14 protein-coding genes are annotated in these 15588 nt (G+C 64.2%); 4 read left to right on the top strand and 10 right to left on the bottom strand.

Annotation, left to right across the window (positions count from 1 at the left end):
• Positions 1-150: 150 nt before the first annotated feature.
• Positions 151-468, bottom strand: a complete 318-nt coding sequence (locus ABSG20_RS13540) for a ribbon-helix-helix domain-containing protein (protein WP_423865010.1) — start codon at positions 466-468, stop codon at positions 151-153.
• 321 nt (positions 469-789) lie between these two features.
• On the opposite strand from ABSG20_RS13540, the gene mutL reads away from it, so the two are divergent.
• Positions 790-2598 carry a DNA mismatch repair endonuclease MutL gene (mutL, locus tag ABSG20_RS13545; RefSeq protein ID WP_423865011.1) on the top strand — a complete coding sequence of 603 codons (1809 nt, stop codon included), beginning with the start codon at positions 790-792 and terminating at the stop codon, positions 2596-2598.
• 272 nt (positions 2599-2870) lie between these two features.
• On the opposite strand, the gene rsmD is transcribed toward mutL, so the two are convergent.
• Both rsmD and ABSG20_RS13555 read right to left on the bottom strand, forming a co-directional pair.
• Positions 2871-3428 (bottom strand): 16S rRNA (guanine(966)-N(2))-methyltransferase RsmD, encoded by a 558-nt coding sequence (gene rsmD, locus ABSG20_RS13550; protein ID WP_423865012.1) that lies wholly within the window; start codon positions 3426-3428, stop codon positions 2871-2873.
• A gap of 3 nt (positions 3429-3431) precedes the next feature.
• A complete protein-coding gene (locus tag ABSG20_RS13555; RefSeq protein WP_423865013.1) occupies positions 3432-5594 on the bottom strand; it encodes a pseudouridine synthase in 2163 nt (720 codons plus the stop codon).
• Between the two features lie 137 nt (positions 5595-5731).
• Here ABSG20_RS13555 and ABSG20_RS13560 point away from each other — a divergent pair, with 137 nt between their 5' ends.
• The gene (locus ABSG20_RS13560) at positions 5732-6178 is read left to right on the top strand and encodes a nucleoside deaminase (RefSeq protein ID WP_423865014.1); all 447 of its coding nucleotides are present in this window, start codon (positions 5732-5734) and stop codon (positions 6176-6178) included.
• A gap of 151 nt (positions 6179-6329) precedes the next feature.
• Here the strand turns inward: ABSG20_RS13560 and ABSG20_RS13565 are convergent, their stop codons facing one another.
• Positions 6330-7235 (bottom strand): alpha/beta fold hydrolase, encoded by a 906-nt coding sequence (locus ABSG20_RS13565; RefSeq protein WP_423865015.1) that lies wholly within the window; start codon positions 7233-7235, stop codon positions 6330-6332.
• Positions 7236-7480: 245 nt separating this feature from the next.
• On the opposite strand from ABSG20_RS13565, the gene ABSG20_RS13570 reads away from it, so the two are divergent.
• Positions 7481-8713, top strand: coding sequence for an acyl-CoA dehydrogenase family protein (locus ABSG20_RS13570; RefSeq protein ID WP_423865016.1), 1233 nt, complete (start codon positions 7481-7483; stop codon positions 8711-8713).
• A gap of 39 nt (positions 8714-8752) precedes the next feature.
• Here ABSG20_RS13570 and purD read toward each other — a convergent pair whose 3' ends face one another.
• From purD to ABSG20_RS13595, 5 genes are all read right to left on the bottom strand, one after another.
• Positions 8753-10036 (bottom strand): phosphoribosylamine--glycine ligase, encoded by a 1284-nt coding sequence (gene purD / locus ABSG20_RS13575; RefSeq protein ID WP_423865017.1) that lies wholly within the window; start codon positions 10034-10036, stop codon positions 8753-8755.
• Positions 10037-10323: 287 nt separating this feature from the next.
• Positions 10324-10629, bottom strand: a complete 306-nt coding sequence (locus tag ABSG20_RS13580) for a winged helix-turn-helix domain-containing protein (RefSeq protein WP_423865018.1) — start codon at positions 10627-10629, stop codon at positions 10324-10326.
• A gap of 4 nt (positions 10630-10633) precedes the next feature.
• The gene (locus tag ABSG20_RS13585; protein WP_423865019.1) at positions 10634-11182 is read right to left on the bottom strand and encodes a hypothetical protein; all 549 of its coding nucleotides are present in this window, start codon (positions 11180-11182) and stop codon (positions 10634-10636) included.
• Positions 11182-11685: a DUF2306 domain-containing protein gene (locus tag ABSG20_RS13590; RefSeq protein WP_423865020.1), complete on the bottom strand. Its 504-nt coding sequence runs from the start codon at positions 11683-11685 to the stop codon at positions 11182-11184. Before ABSG20_RS13590 ends, ABSG20_RS13585 begins: the two co-directional genes overlap by 1 nt.
• The gene (locus ABSG20_RS13595; protein ID WP_423865021.1) at positions 11682-12689 is read right to left on the bottom strand and encodes an alpha/beta hydrolase; all 1008 of its coding nucleotides are present in this window, start codon (positions 12687-12689) and stop codon (positions 11682-11684) included. Before ABSG20_RS13595 ends, ABSG20_RS13590 begins: the two co-directional genes overlap by 4 nt.
• Positions 12690-12820: 131 nt before the next feature.
• Here ABSG20_RS13595 and xseA point away from each other — a divergent pair, with 131 nt between their 5' ends.
• A complete protein-coding gene (xseA, locus tag ABSG20_RS13600) occupies positions 12821-14422 on the top strand; it encodes an exodeoxyribonuclease VII large subunit (RefSeq protein WP_423865022.1) in 1602 nt (533 codons plus the stop codon).
• A gap of 223 nt (positions 14423-14645) precedes the next feature.
• Here the strand turns inward: xseA and ABSG20_RS13605 are convergent, their stop codons facing one another.
• Positions 14646-15485 (bottom strand): dienelactone hydrolase family protein, encoded by an 840-nt coding sequence (locus tag ABSG20_RS13605; protein WP_423865023.1) that lies wholly within the window; start codon positions 15483-15485, stop codon positions 14646-14648.
• Between the last annotated feature and the right edge of the window lie 103 nt (positions 15486-15588).

Here is a 15588-nt window from a genome sequence, read left to right on the forward strand (position 1 = left end):
GTGGTCCCCTCACCCCACCCTCTCCCGCGCTAAAGAAGCGGGGAGAGGGAGTGAGAGAGTTGGGGCCACCTGACTGGCGCGCTTAAGCTAGCGCATATCGGGGAGAACCCTATCCGAATCGATCGATTTGACGTCTGGCCCAAGATGCCACTATTCCGCCGCGACCAGCCTCGGCGCGGGGCCATCGAGGAAATGGGCGGGAACCGCTGCAACCTTCGATCGATAGATCAGGCACGAGCAGCGCAGCAGCGAGGCAAAATTAGGCACTTCGCCGCAATGCTCGAGAACCTCGGTGTGCAGACGCGTCAGGAATTTCGCAAGACTCATGTCTTCCTTGCCCGCGATTTCCTCCAGCGTATCCCAGAACGCCATCTCCAGGCGGATCGAGGTCGAATGGCCACCGATGCGAAGCGACCGGGTCTGCGATTGATAGTTCCGTTGCGGCTGGTGAGCGAACAGCTGGCACATCGGCATCCTCCCATCTTCGTTTGGCTTTTTTCTTATTTGGCTTTTTTATTTTGTTGGCCTCGGCAAACGATATACCCGGCCGGCACAGCTCACAATGTTCCCGTCATGGCCTTTAGGCCGCAGACCAAGAGCGCGCGGGCTGGCGCCATCCCCTTGCTCGGGCAAGCCTTTTTGTGACATCGGGCCTCCCCGCCCGGTCAACAATGGTGAACAATGGGGAGAGTTTGCAGAAAGTCGCCTGGCCTTTGCGCACCGGCCTCCCGCCATCCGGCAAAAGCCCCTAGATTGAGCCTCCGCTTTCGCCCGAGTCGCTTCGAACCCATGCCCGTCCGCCAGCTCCCCGAACAGCTCGTCAACCGCATCGCCGCCGGCGAAGTGGTCGAGCGTCCCGCCAGCGTGGTCAAGGAACTGGTGGAGAACGCCATCGACGCCGGCGCCGGCCGGATCGACATTTTCAGCGATGGCGGCGGAAGGCGGCGGATCGGCATCACTGACGACGGCAGCGGCATGACCGCTTCCGATCTGGCATTGGCGGTCGATCGCCATGCCACATCCAAACTCGACGACGAAGACCTGTTGCGCATCCGCACCCTGGGCTTTCGCGGCGAGGCGCTGCCCTCGATCGGCGCGGTGGCGCGGCTCGGCATCACCACGCGCCATTTGAGCGAGCCGCATGCCTGGTCGCTTTCGGTCGAAGGCGGCGAGAAATCCGCCATCATGCCGGCAGCCCTGAGCCAGGGCACCCGAGTCGAGGTCTCGGATCTGTTCCATGCGACGCCGGCGCGGCTGAAATTTCTCAAGACCGATCGCACCGAGGCTGAAGCCATCCGCGAAGTGGTGCGGCGGCTTGCCATGGCGCGGCCCGACATCGCCTTCACGCTGGCCGGCGAGGAACGCGCGCCGGTCACCTGGGCCGCGGCGCTGCCCGGCACGAGCGGCCGGCTGACCCGGCTCGGCGATATCCTGGGCAGCGAGTTTCGTTCCTGTGCCATCGAGGTGCGGGCCGAGCGCGAAGGCGTCGTGGTCGAAGGTTTTGCGGCCGCCCCCGCGCTGACCCGGGCCAATGCGCTCGGGCAATATCTGTTCGTCAACGGCCGGCCGGTGCGCGACCGACTGATCCTGGGCGCGGTGCGCGCGGCCTATTCCGACTATCTGCCGCGCGACCGTCATCCGGTGGTGGCGTTGTTCGTGACGCTCGATCCCGCAGGGGTCGACGCCAATGTGCATCCGGCCAAGACCGAGGTCCGATTCCGCAACGCCGGCCTGGTCCGTGCCCTGATCGTGCACGCGCTGAAGGACGGCCTTGCCCGCGAGGGCCGGCGCACCGCCGCCAACAGCGATGGCGCGGCCATTTCCGCGTTCCGTCCGCCCTTCGAGCGGCGTGCCAATTGGGACTGGCGGCGATCGCCGGCCTACCCGGTCGGACCGCGGCCCGCCTTCGAGGGTGCGGCCGCAACCGCCTTGGCCGAACCCGGACAGACCGCGTTCGATGTCGGCGCGCCCTCAGCGGATGTGCGTTTTGAAGACGCCGCACCAACCGATCTGCTCGATCGTCCGCTGGGCGCGGCACGGACGCAAATTCACGAGACCTATATCGTGTCGCAGACCCGCGACGGCCTCGTGGTGGTCGACCAGCACGCCGCGCATGAACGCATCGTCTATGAAAAATTGAAAGCATCGCTGGCGCGTCATGGCGTGCAGCGGCAGATCCTTTTGATTCCGGAAATCGTCGAACTCGACGAGGCTGTCGTGGAGCGGCTGGTCGACCGCGCCGAGGAGCTTTGCTCGTTCGGACTTGCGATCGAATCCTTCGGCCCGGGCGCGGTGGCGGTGCGCGAGACGCCCTCGCTGCTCGGCAAAAGCGATGCAAGCGGCTTGCTGCGCGACCTCGCCGAGCACATGGCGGAATGGGACGAGGCGCTGCCGCTGGAACGTCGGCTGATGTATGTCGCCGCCACCATGGCTTGCCACGGCTCGGTGCGTGCGGGCCGAAGGCTCAAGCCGGAAGAGATGAACGCGCTGCTGCGCGAGATGGAAGAAACCCCGAATTCCGGCCAGTGCAATCACGGCCGGCCGACTTACGTGGAGCTCAAACTGAGTGACATCGAGAAGCTGTTCGGGCGCAGGTGAGGCCGCCGCATCCGCATACCCGGCTGTCATCGCCCGGCTTGACCGGGCGACCCAGTACGCCGGGCCGTTCGTGATCAATCGTTGGCGTCTCTGGAATACTGGGTGCCCCGCTTGAAGCCGGGCATGAGGAGTGGTGGTTGGGCGAGCGGCTCGGTTCGCAAGGCGGGCAAAGGCGCCCTTTGCGCCGTGCGCACCGAAACCATGCAGAGTTTGCGGCATTGGTGGCACGCCATCGGTTCGCGCGTTCGCGCGACCCAATGGTTTTGCCCTCCCTACGCAAACACGCGCAAGAATGTAAATTCGGTGTCGTCATACACGCGCCGCTCCAGCTGTCCGAAACCTTCCGGCGCCACTAACTCCGCCGCTTTTGCCTCTTCGACCACCAGCAGCGCGCCCGGTGTGAGCCAGCCACCATCGCGCAACGACACCAGCGCCTTTTCGGCCAGCTGCATGCGATAGGGTGGATCGAGGAACACCAGCGCGAACGGCTCCATCGGATGCGCCGGGCCGAGACGGGTGGCGTCGCGGCGGTACACTTTCGTCACGCCGCCCAAGCCCAGAGCCTCCACATTGTTGCGCAACAGCGCGCGGGCTTCGGTGCCGTTATCGACGAACAGCGCGAATTTGGCCCCGCGCGAGATCGCCTCGATGCCGAGCGCGCCGGTGCCGGCGAACAGGTCGAGCACGCGGGCGTCCTCAATCGGATCGTCATAGGCATGGATCAGAATATTGAACAGCGACTCGCGCAACCGGTCGGCGGTGGGACGAATGTCGCGCGAGGCGGGCGACGCCAGGGTGCGGCCCTTCAATCGCCCGCCGACGACGCGCATTCACTACTCGTCCCTTGGCTTGAGATCGCGCTTGCCGTGGTAGCCGCGCTGCGGACGGCGGGGCGGCCCGTAGCCGTTGGCCTCGGCTTCATTGCGCGCGCGGGCTTCCTCGCTGCCGGTGCGCTGCACCAGCACGCGACGGCCCTTGCGGTCGGCGATCAACGCGCTCTTGCCGGCGGGCCTGAACGGCTTTTTGTCGGCCGGCGCATCGGCCGCTTCATCCTCGGTTTTGGCAGCGGCTTCGCCCTGCATCGGCCGGTTGAAATCCGCGCCCGCCAGCGCGGCAATCTTTTCGCCGAGTTGGTCGCGCAGCACCCGCGTCTTGACCTCCTCGACTTCGCCTTCGCCGAGCTCGGCCAACTGGAATGGACCATACGACACCCGGATCAGCCGGTTCACCTCGAGACCGAGATGCGCCAGCACATTGCGGACCTCGCGGTTCTTGCCCTCGCGGATCGCAAACACCAGCCAGACATTGGCGCCCTGGTCGCGCTCCAGGGTTGCATCGATCGGGCCATATTTGACGCCGTCGACCTCGATGCCGTTTTTCAATTCATCGAGCTGGGCCTGCGTCACCTCGCCATGGGCGCGAACGCGATAGCGCCGCAGCCATCCGGTATCGGGCAATTCCAGCGCCCGCGCCAGCCCGCCATCATTGGTCAGCAGCAACAGGCCCTCGGTATTGAAGTCGAGCCGGCCGATTGAGATCAGCCGCGGCAGCCCCTCCGGCAAATTGTCGAACACGGTCGGCCGACCTTCGGGGTCGGCATGGGTGGTCATCAGGCCGCGCGGCTTGTGAAACAAAAACAGCCGGGTGCGCTCGCGCGGCGGCAACGGCTTGCCGTCGACGGTGACGACATCATTGGGGGTGACGTCGAGCGCCGGCGAATTGATGACGCGGCCATTGACGGTGACGCGGCCCTGCACGATCCATTCCTCGGCGTCGCGGCGCGAGGCGAGGCCGGCGCGCGACACCACCTTGGCGATCCGCTCGCCGGATTTCTTTTCGCGCGGCGGACGCGGCGTACGCCGCTCATCCGGCGCACGCTCGCGATAGGCGCCGCGGCCACCGAACGCCGGGCGTTTTGCAAAAACCTTGCCGTCGTCCTCGTTGTCGCGGCGCGGCCGATCGGCATCGCGGTCAAACGAGCGTGGTTCACTGCGCGGATGCTCTTGCCAGGCGCTGCGGCCTTCGCGGGGGCGCTCGAATTTCGGACGCTCCTTGCGGTCCTCGCGCGGACGATCGAGCTTGGGCCGCTCGCGAAACGGGCGATCCTCGCGCGAGCGCGAAAACCGCGGGCGCTCATCGCCGGCGCGCCCATCCCGCGGCTTGTCCAATCGGGGCTTGTCATAACTCCGCGCGCCATCGCGGGATGGGCGGGAATTGCGCCCGGCATGATCGGGCGAACTGGCGTCGCGCTTCTGCCACGGTTTGGAATCGCCACGATCGGAGCCGCGATCTCCTGTGTCTCGGCCACGGCTGCCGAAATCCTTACGCGGCCCGCGGTCTGGCGCGCCTCGGGAAAACTTATTTTTTTCGCCGCTAAATTTCCGCTCGGATCGATCGCCATCCCGCGACGGCCGCGCCGCGTAAGGGCGATCTCCTCGGGGACGTTCGCCGTCCTTGCGGAAGCCTTCGCCGCGCGGCGCATGGGCTCGCTTCTCACCACCGCCCTTCCGCGGCGCGTAAGGCTTCCGGTCGCCGAATTTCTTCTCGGAAAAACGCGAGGCAGGGCGGGCGTCGCCACGATCGGAGCGCGGTGCACGGTCCTCGCGATTGGCGTTCGGACGATCGCCGCGCGGCGTGTGTGGGCGCTCTTCCCCGCCACGGTCGTCGCGGCGGGGAAGCTCATCCCGGTTGAAGCGTGCAGGACGAGGAGCATCACCATAATCTCGGCGCGGAGCATCACCGCCACGGCGGGGTGGAGCGCCTTCGCGTTTGCCGGCGTACGGTTTGCCGGAGCCCGAATAGGGCTTCTTATCAAATGATCGGGCGCCCTCGGGCCTGGCGGCATAGGGACGCTTGTCACCCTCGCTCTTGCCGGCAAACCCGCGCTTGGCGAATTTCTTGTCCGGTCCCCGGGCCGCGCCGGAGCGGTTCTTGCCGCCCGCGGGCCGATCGCGCTTGCCGCGGGAATCATTGTTTTTATCGCTATCGCGGGGCATGAAGGGTCTCGCTTCGGGTGAAGGTACAAAGAGCATCATGCGCGCCCTCTGGTTCGGGCCGCATTCTCACGCAAAACCGGTATCCACTTTTGCTGAAGGCTTAATCTATTAGCAGGTTTCTTCTGATGATACGAGGCATGACCGTCCCCTCTTTCATGGATTTGGCGCTGAAATCGGCGGAAAACGCCGGAAAATCCGGCGAAGTACCGATCGGATGCGTGATCGTGCGTGATTACGAGGTCATCGCCACGGCCGCCAACCGCACGCTGACCGACCGCGATCCGACCGCGCATGCCGAGATATTGGCGATCAGGCAAGCCGCTGAAACCATCGGCACCGAGCGGCTGGTCGATTGCGACATCTACGTCACGCTGGAGCCGTGCACAATGTGCGCGGGCGCCATCTCGTTTGCGAGGCTAAGGCGGCTCTATTACGGCGCGGCCGATCCCAAGGGCGGCGCGGTGGAATCCGGCGTGCGGTTCTTTGCCCAGCCGACCTGCCATCACGTCCCTGATGTCTATTCGGCCGTGGGCGAGCGCGAAGCGGCGACGCTGTTGCGGGATTTTTTCAAGGCAAGGCGGTGATGCGCCGACAGCGACTGGAACACTGCTGTCATCATCCGCGAAAGCGGATGATCCAGTATCCCAGAGACGCCGGAAATTGGCCGGCCGTAGCGTACTGGAGACCCGCTTTCGCGGGTAAGACGAGCCATATTGCGGGCTCTGCTTGCGCCCATCACGACGCCAGATAAAACTCCCGCAGCGCCTTCGCGGTCGCATCCGGGTTTTCCTCGGTGAGAAAGTGGCCGGAATCGACCGGCTTACCCGCGACATTGGTCGCCCATGTTCTCCAGCTGTCGAGCGGGGTGGCCGCGGCAGAGGCGACGCCGGCATCGCCCCACAGCGCCAGCATCGGGATCGTGATCTTGTTGCCGGCGTCGCGGTCCGCCTTGTCGATCTCGTAGTCGGCATAGGCGCCGGCGCGATAATCCTCGCACATCGCATGCACCCGCGAAGGATCGCGGATCGCCGCCAGATAATGCGCCAGCGCGCGCGGGTCGATGGCGTCGAGATTTTTCTTTTTGGTCTGGCTCGCCATCTTCTGGCGCAGGAAGAAATCCGGATTGCCGCCGATCAGCGTCTCCGGCAAGGGCTGAGGCTGCGCCAGAAAGGTCCAGTGATAGATCTTCAGCGCATAAAGGCGGTTCATCCGGGCCCAGTAGTCATAGGTCGGCAGAATATCCAGCACCGCGAGCTTCGACAGCCGGCCGGGATGATCGAGCGCCAGCCGATAGGCGACGCGGCCGCCGCGATCGTGGCCGGCCAAACCAAAATGCACATAGCCGAGTTGCTCCATCGCCTCGATCATGGTTCGCGCCATGGCGCGCTTGGTGTAGGGCGTATGATCCGCGTCGCTGTCCGGCATATCCGACCAGCCATAGCCCGGCAGATCGGCGATGATCAGAGTGAACTTGTCGGCAAGCTGTGGCGCCACGCGATGCCACATCACGTGGGTCTCCGAAAAGCCGTGCAGCAGCAACAGTGGCGGCCCGTTGCCGCCGACGCGGGCGAAAATGCGTCCTGATGAGGTGTTGATCCAATGTGGGGCGTAACCGGGATAGAGGTCGGCAAGATCGGGCATTTTCAAACTCTCACATCATCATCCGTCACCGGGTCGGCGCCATGCGCGGCCCGATGACGGGCTGCAGCGGATGATCCAGTAAACACCAACATCGGCAACGACAACAGACGCCGCGGCATGCTGGATACCCCGCTGGCCCGGATGTGACGACGTTGCTTCAATTTTTTTGCCGTTGCCGCCGGCTCGACCCGGATATAAGCCATCCCACAAGCTCGATCATCAATCAACCAAAACGAGGAAATGTCATGTCGATCGATTTCGAAATCCCGGCCGAGGCCAGGGCAATCCGCGAGAAAGTCCGCAAATGGGTGCAGGAAGAATGCATTCCCGCCGAGAAGGATCTGGACTCTAAACCGTTCGACGAAGTGCTGGGTCAACTGCGGACCAGAGCGCGCGCGCAAGGGCTGTGGTGCCCGTTCGTCCCCAAGGAGTATGGCGGCATGGGCCTTGGCCCGCTTGCCAATGCGCTGGTGCAGATGGAACTCGGCGAGAGCTCGCTCGGCGCGCTGTCGATGAACACGCAGGGGCCCGACGATGCTTCGATGCTGACCATCCTCGCCCACGGCACCGAATACCAGAAGGAAAAATTCTTAAGACCGCTGCTCAACGGTGAAAAGCGGATCTGTTTTTCGATGACGGAAAAAGCCGCCGGCGCCGACGCCACGGGCATGCAGACCCGCGCCGAGAAGGACGGCAATGAAAATTACATTCTCAATGGCGAGAAATGGTTTTCCTCGTCCGCCAGCGTCGCCGATATTGCATTGGTGATGGCCAAGACCGATCCGAATGCGCCGCGTCACAAGCAGTTTTCAACCTTTATCGTGGAATTGCCGAACCCCGGCTACCGGATCAAGCGCAATATCAAGAACATGGCGATCGAGGGCGCGCATTACGATGAACTTGCCGGCGGCCATTCCGAAATCGAGATCAAAGACCTCATAGTGCCCGCCGACAATCTGCTCGGCGGCGAAGGCAACGGTTTTAATATGGGCCAGCATCGCCTCGCCTATGGGCGCTTGCGGCATGGCATGCACAACATCGCAAAGGCCCAGCGCGCGCTCGACATGGCGGTCGCCCACGTGACCGGACGATCGACCTTCGGCGTACTGCTCGCCGACCGTCAGGCGGTGCAGTTCATGCTCGCCGAATGCGCGAGCCAGCTCTATATCGGGCGGCTGATGCTGCTGCACATCGCCTACAAGGCGGAAAAGGGCATGGACCTGACCCAGGAAAACTCGATCGCAAAAGTGTATCTCGCCCACATGGTGCACAAGGTGATCGACACCGCGATTCAGTTGCACGGCGCGCTGGGCTACAGCCAAGATACCGTGCTGGCGAAGTGGTACACCCAGGTGCGCTCGCAGCGGCTGGTCGACGGTCCCGACGAAGTACACAAGTGGAAAGTCGGCCGCAACGTCATCAAGGCTTTTCGTGAGCACGGCACCACGGCGTCGGCGGCAGGTGGCGATTTGCTTTGAGGCGGAAGGTTGGAGGCCGTCAGCAACAACGGCGCGTGACTACCCGCCCGCCTGCTCGCGTTGCACTGCCTGCCAGCCGATATCGCGGCGGCAGAATCCGTCAGGCCATTTGATGCGATCGACCGCCTGATAGGCGCGGCGCTGCGCTTCCGTGACGGTCTTGCCCAACGCGCACACGTTCAGCACCCGCCCGCCATTGGCGAGAATCCTGTCGCCGTCGGCCTTGGTCCCGGCATGAAATAGTTCGACGCCTTCGATCGCGGCCGCCTCATCGAGGCCTTCGATGACCGAGCCCTTGCCGCACTCACCGGGATAGCCCCTGGTGGCCATGATCACCGTCAGCGCGACATCGTCGAACCAGCGCAGGCTGAAATGTTTCAACTGTCCGTCAGCGCAGGCGATCAGCGCCGGCAGCACATCCGACATCATCCGCAGCATCAGCACCTGGCATTCCGGATCGCCGAAGCGGGCATTGTACTCGACAAGCTTCGGTCCCTCTGTTGTGACCATCACGCCGGTATAGAGCACACCCCGGTAGGGCGATCCCATCGCCTGCAATGCCCGCAGCGTCGGCATGATCATCTCTTCCATCACGCGAGCGCACATCGCCTCGGTCATGATGGGCGCTGGCGAATAAGCGCCCATGCCCCCGGTGTTCGGTCCCCTGTCGCCATCGAAAGCGCGCTTGTGATCCTGCGCGGTCGCCAGCGGCAGCGCGTGTTCGCCGTCGCACAGTGCGAAGAAGGAGGCTTCCTCGCCCAGCATGAATTCCTCGATCACGACCTCGGCGCCGGCTTCGCCGAAACCACCGCCGAACATCATGTCGACGGCCGCGATGGCTTCGTCCTCGGTGGCAGCCACCACCACGCCTTTGCCGGCGGCAAGGCCGTCGGCCTTGACCACGATCGGCGCACCCTGCGCACGGACGTAAGCCCGCGCGGCTTCGGGGTCGGTGAAATGCCGATAGGCCGCGGTCGGAATGTTGTTGGCGCGGCACAGTTCCTTGGTGAAGGTTTTCGAACTCTCAAGCCGCCCCGCCGCCTTGGTTGGTCCGAAGGCCTTGAAGCCAGCCGCGTCGAGATCGTCGACGATGCCCGCGGCAATCGGCGCATCCGGCCCGACCACGACAAACTCCACTGCGTTGCGTCGGCAGAAATCGATCACCGCGGCATGGTCGGCGATATCGAGCGCCACGCATTCGGCCTCGCGCGCGATGCCGGCGTTGCCGGGCGCGCACCAGAGTTTTGTCAGAAGCGGCGAGGCCGCGATTTTCCACGCCAAAGCGTGTTCGCGGCCGCCGGAACCGAGCAGGAGAATATGCATGACAAGCAACCGGATGAGGGGGCGCCTACCGCGTCGGTCGCACGAGTCCCCCTCTCCCCGCAAGGGCCCCCGCAACAGGGAGAGTCCGGTTAAATTCGACGCCTAACCGGTTAGATCCTGTCTGGCCAGGGACGGACTTCGCCGACCCCCGTTTCGCTCATGACACTGCGATTAATCGCATTTTCGCGGTTTTGGCGCGGCTTTTCCGGCGCTTGATTGCATTATAATAATTTACAATCTTAGATTGAAAAATTTTGAGGCGTCATTCAGGAAGAGGATGAGCGAGCCTAGGCCGGCCGACCCGAGGCCGCGATGATTTCCTGCAGCGTCGCGACATGGCGGGCGAACGCGGCGCGACCGGTAGCCGAAGCGGTCACGGTGGTCTGCGGCTTCTTGCCGACAAAGGCCTTGTCGACCGCGACATAACCGGCCTTGGCCAGGGTTTCGATGTGGGCGCCGAGATTACCGTCTGTGGCGCCGGTCAGCTTTTTCAGCTTGGAGAATTCCAGTCCAGCGCCGGCCGGCAGCGCGTTCAGCGCCGCCATGATCTTCAGCCGCAGCGGCTGGTGAATGATCTCGTCGAGTTCGGCCATGGCGCTAGCTCCGGCGCATCCAGAGCCCGCCCAGGATCAGGCCACCGCCATTGACGAACGCCATCCACAGATCGAAGGCGGGGCCGATGAAGAAATAGCCGATCAGGGTCAGCGCCGTGATGCCGAGGCCGATCGCGACGAAGGCCGGTCCGACCCACAAGCCGACAATGGTGTAGATCAGCATGCAATAGAGTGGCCAGAACGTTCCCTGCTGACGTGGCGTGAAATGGCCGAACCAGCAGCAGAAGATCCCGAAGGCGATGAACAGCAGGAAGGCGACCAGCGTCCGGACATCGATGGTCCGGATTCGGGTGCTGGGATAGCCGAACGCGCTGATCGGGAATGAAGCCGCGGTCCCCGCGACATAGACCGCGATCCACGCATAGCCGGCTTGGCGAGGATACAGATAGGTCACGATATAGCCGGCAAAGGTCAGGGCACCCCATAAAATCATGAACAGGCTGGCGAGCTGGTAGATCGTTGACTGCCGGACCCGGCGCGTCATATCGCTGATTTCGCTGAGCGCCTCGCTGGCCTGCTGGCGATCGATCATTATCGCACGACCTCGTGCTGAATCGGCTGGCTATCCGAAGCCGGTCGATGGCGTTCGATCAGGACGTAACCGATCGCCGTCACAACCATGGTTGTCGCGGCAGTAACTATCCAGACCTGCTCCCGGCTGGCGAGATAGGTGCTGCGCACCACGAACTCGCTCAGGGCGGCGGCCAGCAGACCGACATAGGACCATGACATACAATAATAGTGCCGAAGCATCCAATTCGGCGGACGCGGAATTTGCAACAGCGGGACCATGCCGGCCGCGATGGTGACCAGATTGACGACGGCACCGACATGAAAAATGTTGAATCGGCCGGTGAACTGATAAATCAGCATGGCCGCGCCGTCAGCGATCAGCGTGGCACAGACATAGGCATAGCCCCGCGCGCGATGCGGCGCGCCGCCCTTGCGGCGCCGCAACTGGATCAGGCCGACGGCGATGCTGGTGAGGGCCAGCGCAGAATGGATGGCTCCCGCCAGGGTTAAACCGTAGATCATGAGTCCGCTCCCGACCTCGCGACGTCGTCGGCAACGACGGAGACCGCTTTGGGATCGCTGACAATGCCCATGTGATTGACGCCGTCGATCAACCGCACCTTGACCGATGGCGCAGTGGCGCGCACCGCCTCGGCATATTTGTCCGCCAGCATCAACTCATCCTCGGCGCCGGCGATAATCGTGAGAGGCTTGGTCGCGGCAGCGAGATCGGCGCGGAAGTCAGGATGGTTGGCGAAATTACGCATCAGGCGATCGCTGTAGGTCGGTACCAGAATCTTTCCGGAATTTGGGGGTACGGCGAATGCCAGCACCGGCAGCCCCTCGCAGCAGTCGATCCCGATTTTGCGCAGCGCCAGCAATCCAATGATGCGGGGAAGATCCGGGCTGGCCCAGCCGCCGGAATTGGGCCGGTTGGTGGGGGCGTCCCAGCCCAGATAGGGCGCCAGCAGCACCGTGCGCGCGAACAAATTCTGGATCGGCGAGGCCGCGACGCGCAAGGCAAAACCGCCGCCGGCGGAGTGGCCGATCAAAGTGAGCGGTGCGGTTGGCGTGGTTTGACGAACGACCGCGACGAAATCGGCGAGATCGTCCTCGAGCTGGCCGAGATAAGCGATATCGCCGCGGGTCCCTGACGCGCCATGGCCGCGAATGTCCACGGCGTAGGTTTCCACGCCGTGCGCCGAAAGCGCAGCCGACAACGCGTGGATGGTGGTTCCGCTGGAGCCGGACGAGCCGTGAATCACGATGGCCGCACGGCCTGTCGAGGGGTGGCCCGCGGGATAATGGCGGAAGCCAAGCCAGCTGCCGTCACGGGCCTGGAAGCGTTCGATGTCCGGCAATCCGGAAAAATCAACCGCCTTTCGAGCTTCGGAGATCGAAGCCAATTCCGGCGGCGCTCGGACCGGCCTTGCGATCATCGCGGTCAGCAGCAGCGTGACCAGGCCAAGGGCGGCGAAACCTGAGATCAATACCTTGAGGCCGGCGGAAACGATCGTGGCAGCCATGAAGCCCTCCTCTGAATTTTAAATACAGATTACTCTGTAATATGGAGTAATCTGTTTTGCAAGACCCGATTTGCGGCGCCGGCCAAAATCCCTACCTTGGGCGCCAACCTCGAAAGTCCGATTCGACGCCGATGCCCCCTGCCGAAGCCCTGATCAACGCGCCTGAATTTACGGTGTCCGAGCTGTCCTCCGCCCTGAAGCGGACGGTGGAGGACGCCTACGGCCATGTCCGGGTGCGAGGCGAAATCACAGGTTTCCGCGGGCCGCATTCCTCCGGGCACTGCTATTTCGCGCTCAAGGATGATGGCGCCAAGATCGAAGCGGTGATCTGGAAATTCGCCCATGCCAGGATGCGCTTCAAGCCGCAGGAAGGGCTCGAGGTCATCGCTACCGGCAAGCTCACCACCTATCCCGGCTCGTCGAAATACCAGATCGTGATCGAGGCGATCGAGCCCGCCGGGATCGGCGCGCTGATGGCGCTGATGGAAGCACGCAAGCGCAAGCTTGCCGCCGAAGGGCTGTTCGATGAGGCGCGCAAGCAGTTGTTGCCATGGCTGCCGGAAGTGATCGGCGTCGTTACTTCGCCGACCGGCGCGGTGATCCGCGATATCCTGCATCGATTGCAAGACCGCTTTCCGCGCCGCGTATTGGTGTGGCCGGTGCGGGTGCAGGGCGAAGGCTCGGCCGAACAGATCGCAGCCGCGATCCGCGGCTTCAACGCTTTGCCGCAATCCGGCGGGATTCCCCGCCCCGATCTCTTGATCGTGGCGCGCGGCGGCGGCTCGCTGGAGGATCTCTGGTCTTTCAACGAGGAAATAGTGGTCCGCGCCGCCGCCGACAGCATGATCCCGCTGATCTCGGCGGTCGGTCACGAGACCGACATCACGCTGATCGATTTCGCCGCCGACAAGCGCGCGCCGACGCCGACGGCGGCGGCCGAAATGGCCGTCCCGGTGCGCCGAGAACTGCTCGTCGAGGTGGCCGCGCTTGCGCGCCGGACGCTGCTCTGCTGGCAGCGCGGCCAGGAGGGCCGCCGGCACGAACTACGCGCGGCAACCCGTGCCCTACCCGCCGCCACCGACCTTCTGGCGATCCCGCGGCAGCGGCTGGATGGCGCCGCCGCGTCGCTGCCGCGCGCCTTGAGAGCCAACAGCCACGCCCATTTCCGCCGCTTCGCGCAAGTTAGCGCCCGGCTTACTTTGCGGGTGCTGCGCGGGCAGGTCGCCCAGGCCAGACACCGCCTGACCGTATCCGGCGAACGGCTGACCCATTCCACGGCCTCGCTGTTGCGATACCGGCGGGATCGCTTTGCCGGACTTGCGGTCAGGCTGAAGACCTCAAGGCTCGCCAACGCGCAGGCGCAGCGCCAGAAAATCGCCCGCGACCGCGAACGCGCGCAGCGCCTCGCCGAGCGCGCGCGGCGCGCGCTCGCGACCAGCTTGCAACGGCTGCAGGCGCGAATCGCCCACAGCAGCCAATTACTGGGGGCACTGTCCTATCGCAGCGTGCTGGCGCGCGGTTTTGTTCTGGTGCGCGATGAGCAGGGCCATGCCGTGCACGCCGCAGCTAGTATCGGACCGGGCGGGCGGCTCGATCTGGAATTCGCCGATGGACGCGTCGCCGCTACGGCCGATGCCGGCCGGCCGGCGGCGAGTCCCGCTAAGCCGGTTACCGGCGAGCCGAAGTCCCCCAGGCGCGTTGCAAAGCCTGGTGGTCAGGGAAGTTTGTTTTAGTTCGCTACCGGCCTTTGGCTGAACCCCTTGGATTAAACAGGCTGGATGGGGGGCGACGAAGCATGGCGACCACAAGGGTCGCCCTACCGAGATCGACATGACGTAGGGCGCCCCTTGTGGGCGCCCTGTTTAACGTCATTGCGGGACCGAAAATTCAATGCCTAAACCGGTTAGTTTGAGCTGCACTTAACCTCTCCCCGCTCTGCGCCGGAAGAGTGAAAACTCACCTGGCCAGCCACTCGGCGACGCGCTTTTGCGAATCGGCGCGCGCTTCATCGTCGGTGCCGAGATGGCCGCGTTCCGGCAACGTCGCATCGGAGGAGGTTGCAGCAATGGCGTGAGGCGGAAGATTGGCGCGATCGAAATCGTGATAGGCGCCGGGATAGACCACGATCCGCGCCAAAGCGCTGCGCCCACGCGCGCCGTCAACCATCTGGCGGCAGGCCGGCGGCGAGCTGACGTCGTCCTTGGCGCCGATCAAGAGCAGCGTTGGAACCCGCGCGCTCCAGCCCAGGCCCGACGAGATCCGGCAATTGGGATAGAAGGCAATGGCGGAACGGAAATCCGGCTCGATGCGACGCGATGACAGTTGCGGGCGCACCGCCCACAACAGCGCGCTGGCGCCATTGGCCCAACCCAAAAGGCTGATGCGGTCGCGTGCGGCCCAGGGTTGCTGCACCAGCCATTTTCCGGATGCCAGAATGTCCTCTACCCGTTCGCGGCGGGCGCGCACCAAGTGCTCCTTGACGCGGCATTGCGGGCCGAGCTCGCGCGAACCATAGCTGTCCGGCAGCAAGACCGCGTCGCCCGCTTTCAACAATTGCTCGGCCCACTCGCGATAGCGCGGCAGCACCGGCTCGGTGCGGCCGGCCAATCCGCCACAGGCGTGCAGCGCGATGACCACTGGAAAAGGGCCGTCACCCTCTGGTTTGTAGAGCTGGGCGTGCAGCGTCCCGTTGTCCGCGGGAATGTCAACCTGATGCGGCGCAGGCAACGGCTCCGCATCTGCGGCAAACGTCGCGGCAAATAGCGTCAGGCAGACAATCGCCGGCAGAAGGCGCATCGAATGTGCTCGATCGCAGCGTTCCATTCGCCACAGGCTAGCATTTGCGAAAGCCGCAATTCATCACAAATCGGTGGGTTCGCTATCGCGACCTGGCCGCATG

Origin of the sequence: Bradyrhizobium sp. (genome assembly GCF_049512235.1) — a bacterium.
GTDB lineage: Bacteria > Pseudomonadota > Alphaproteobacteria > Rhizobiales > Xanthobacteraceae > Bradyrhizobium.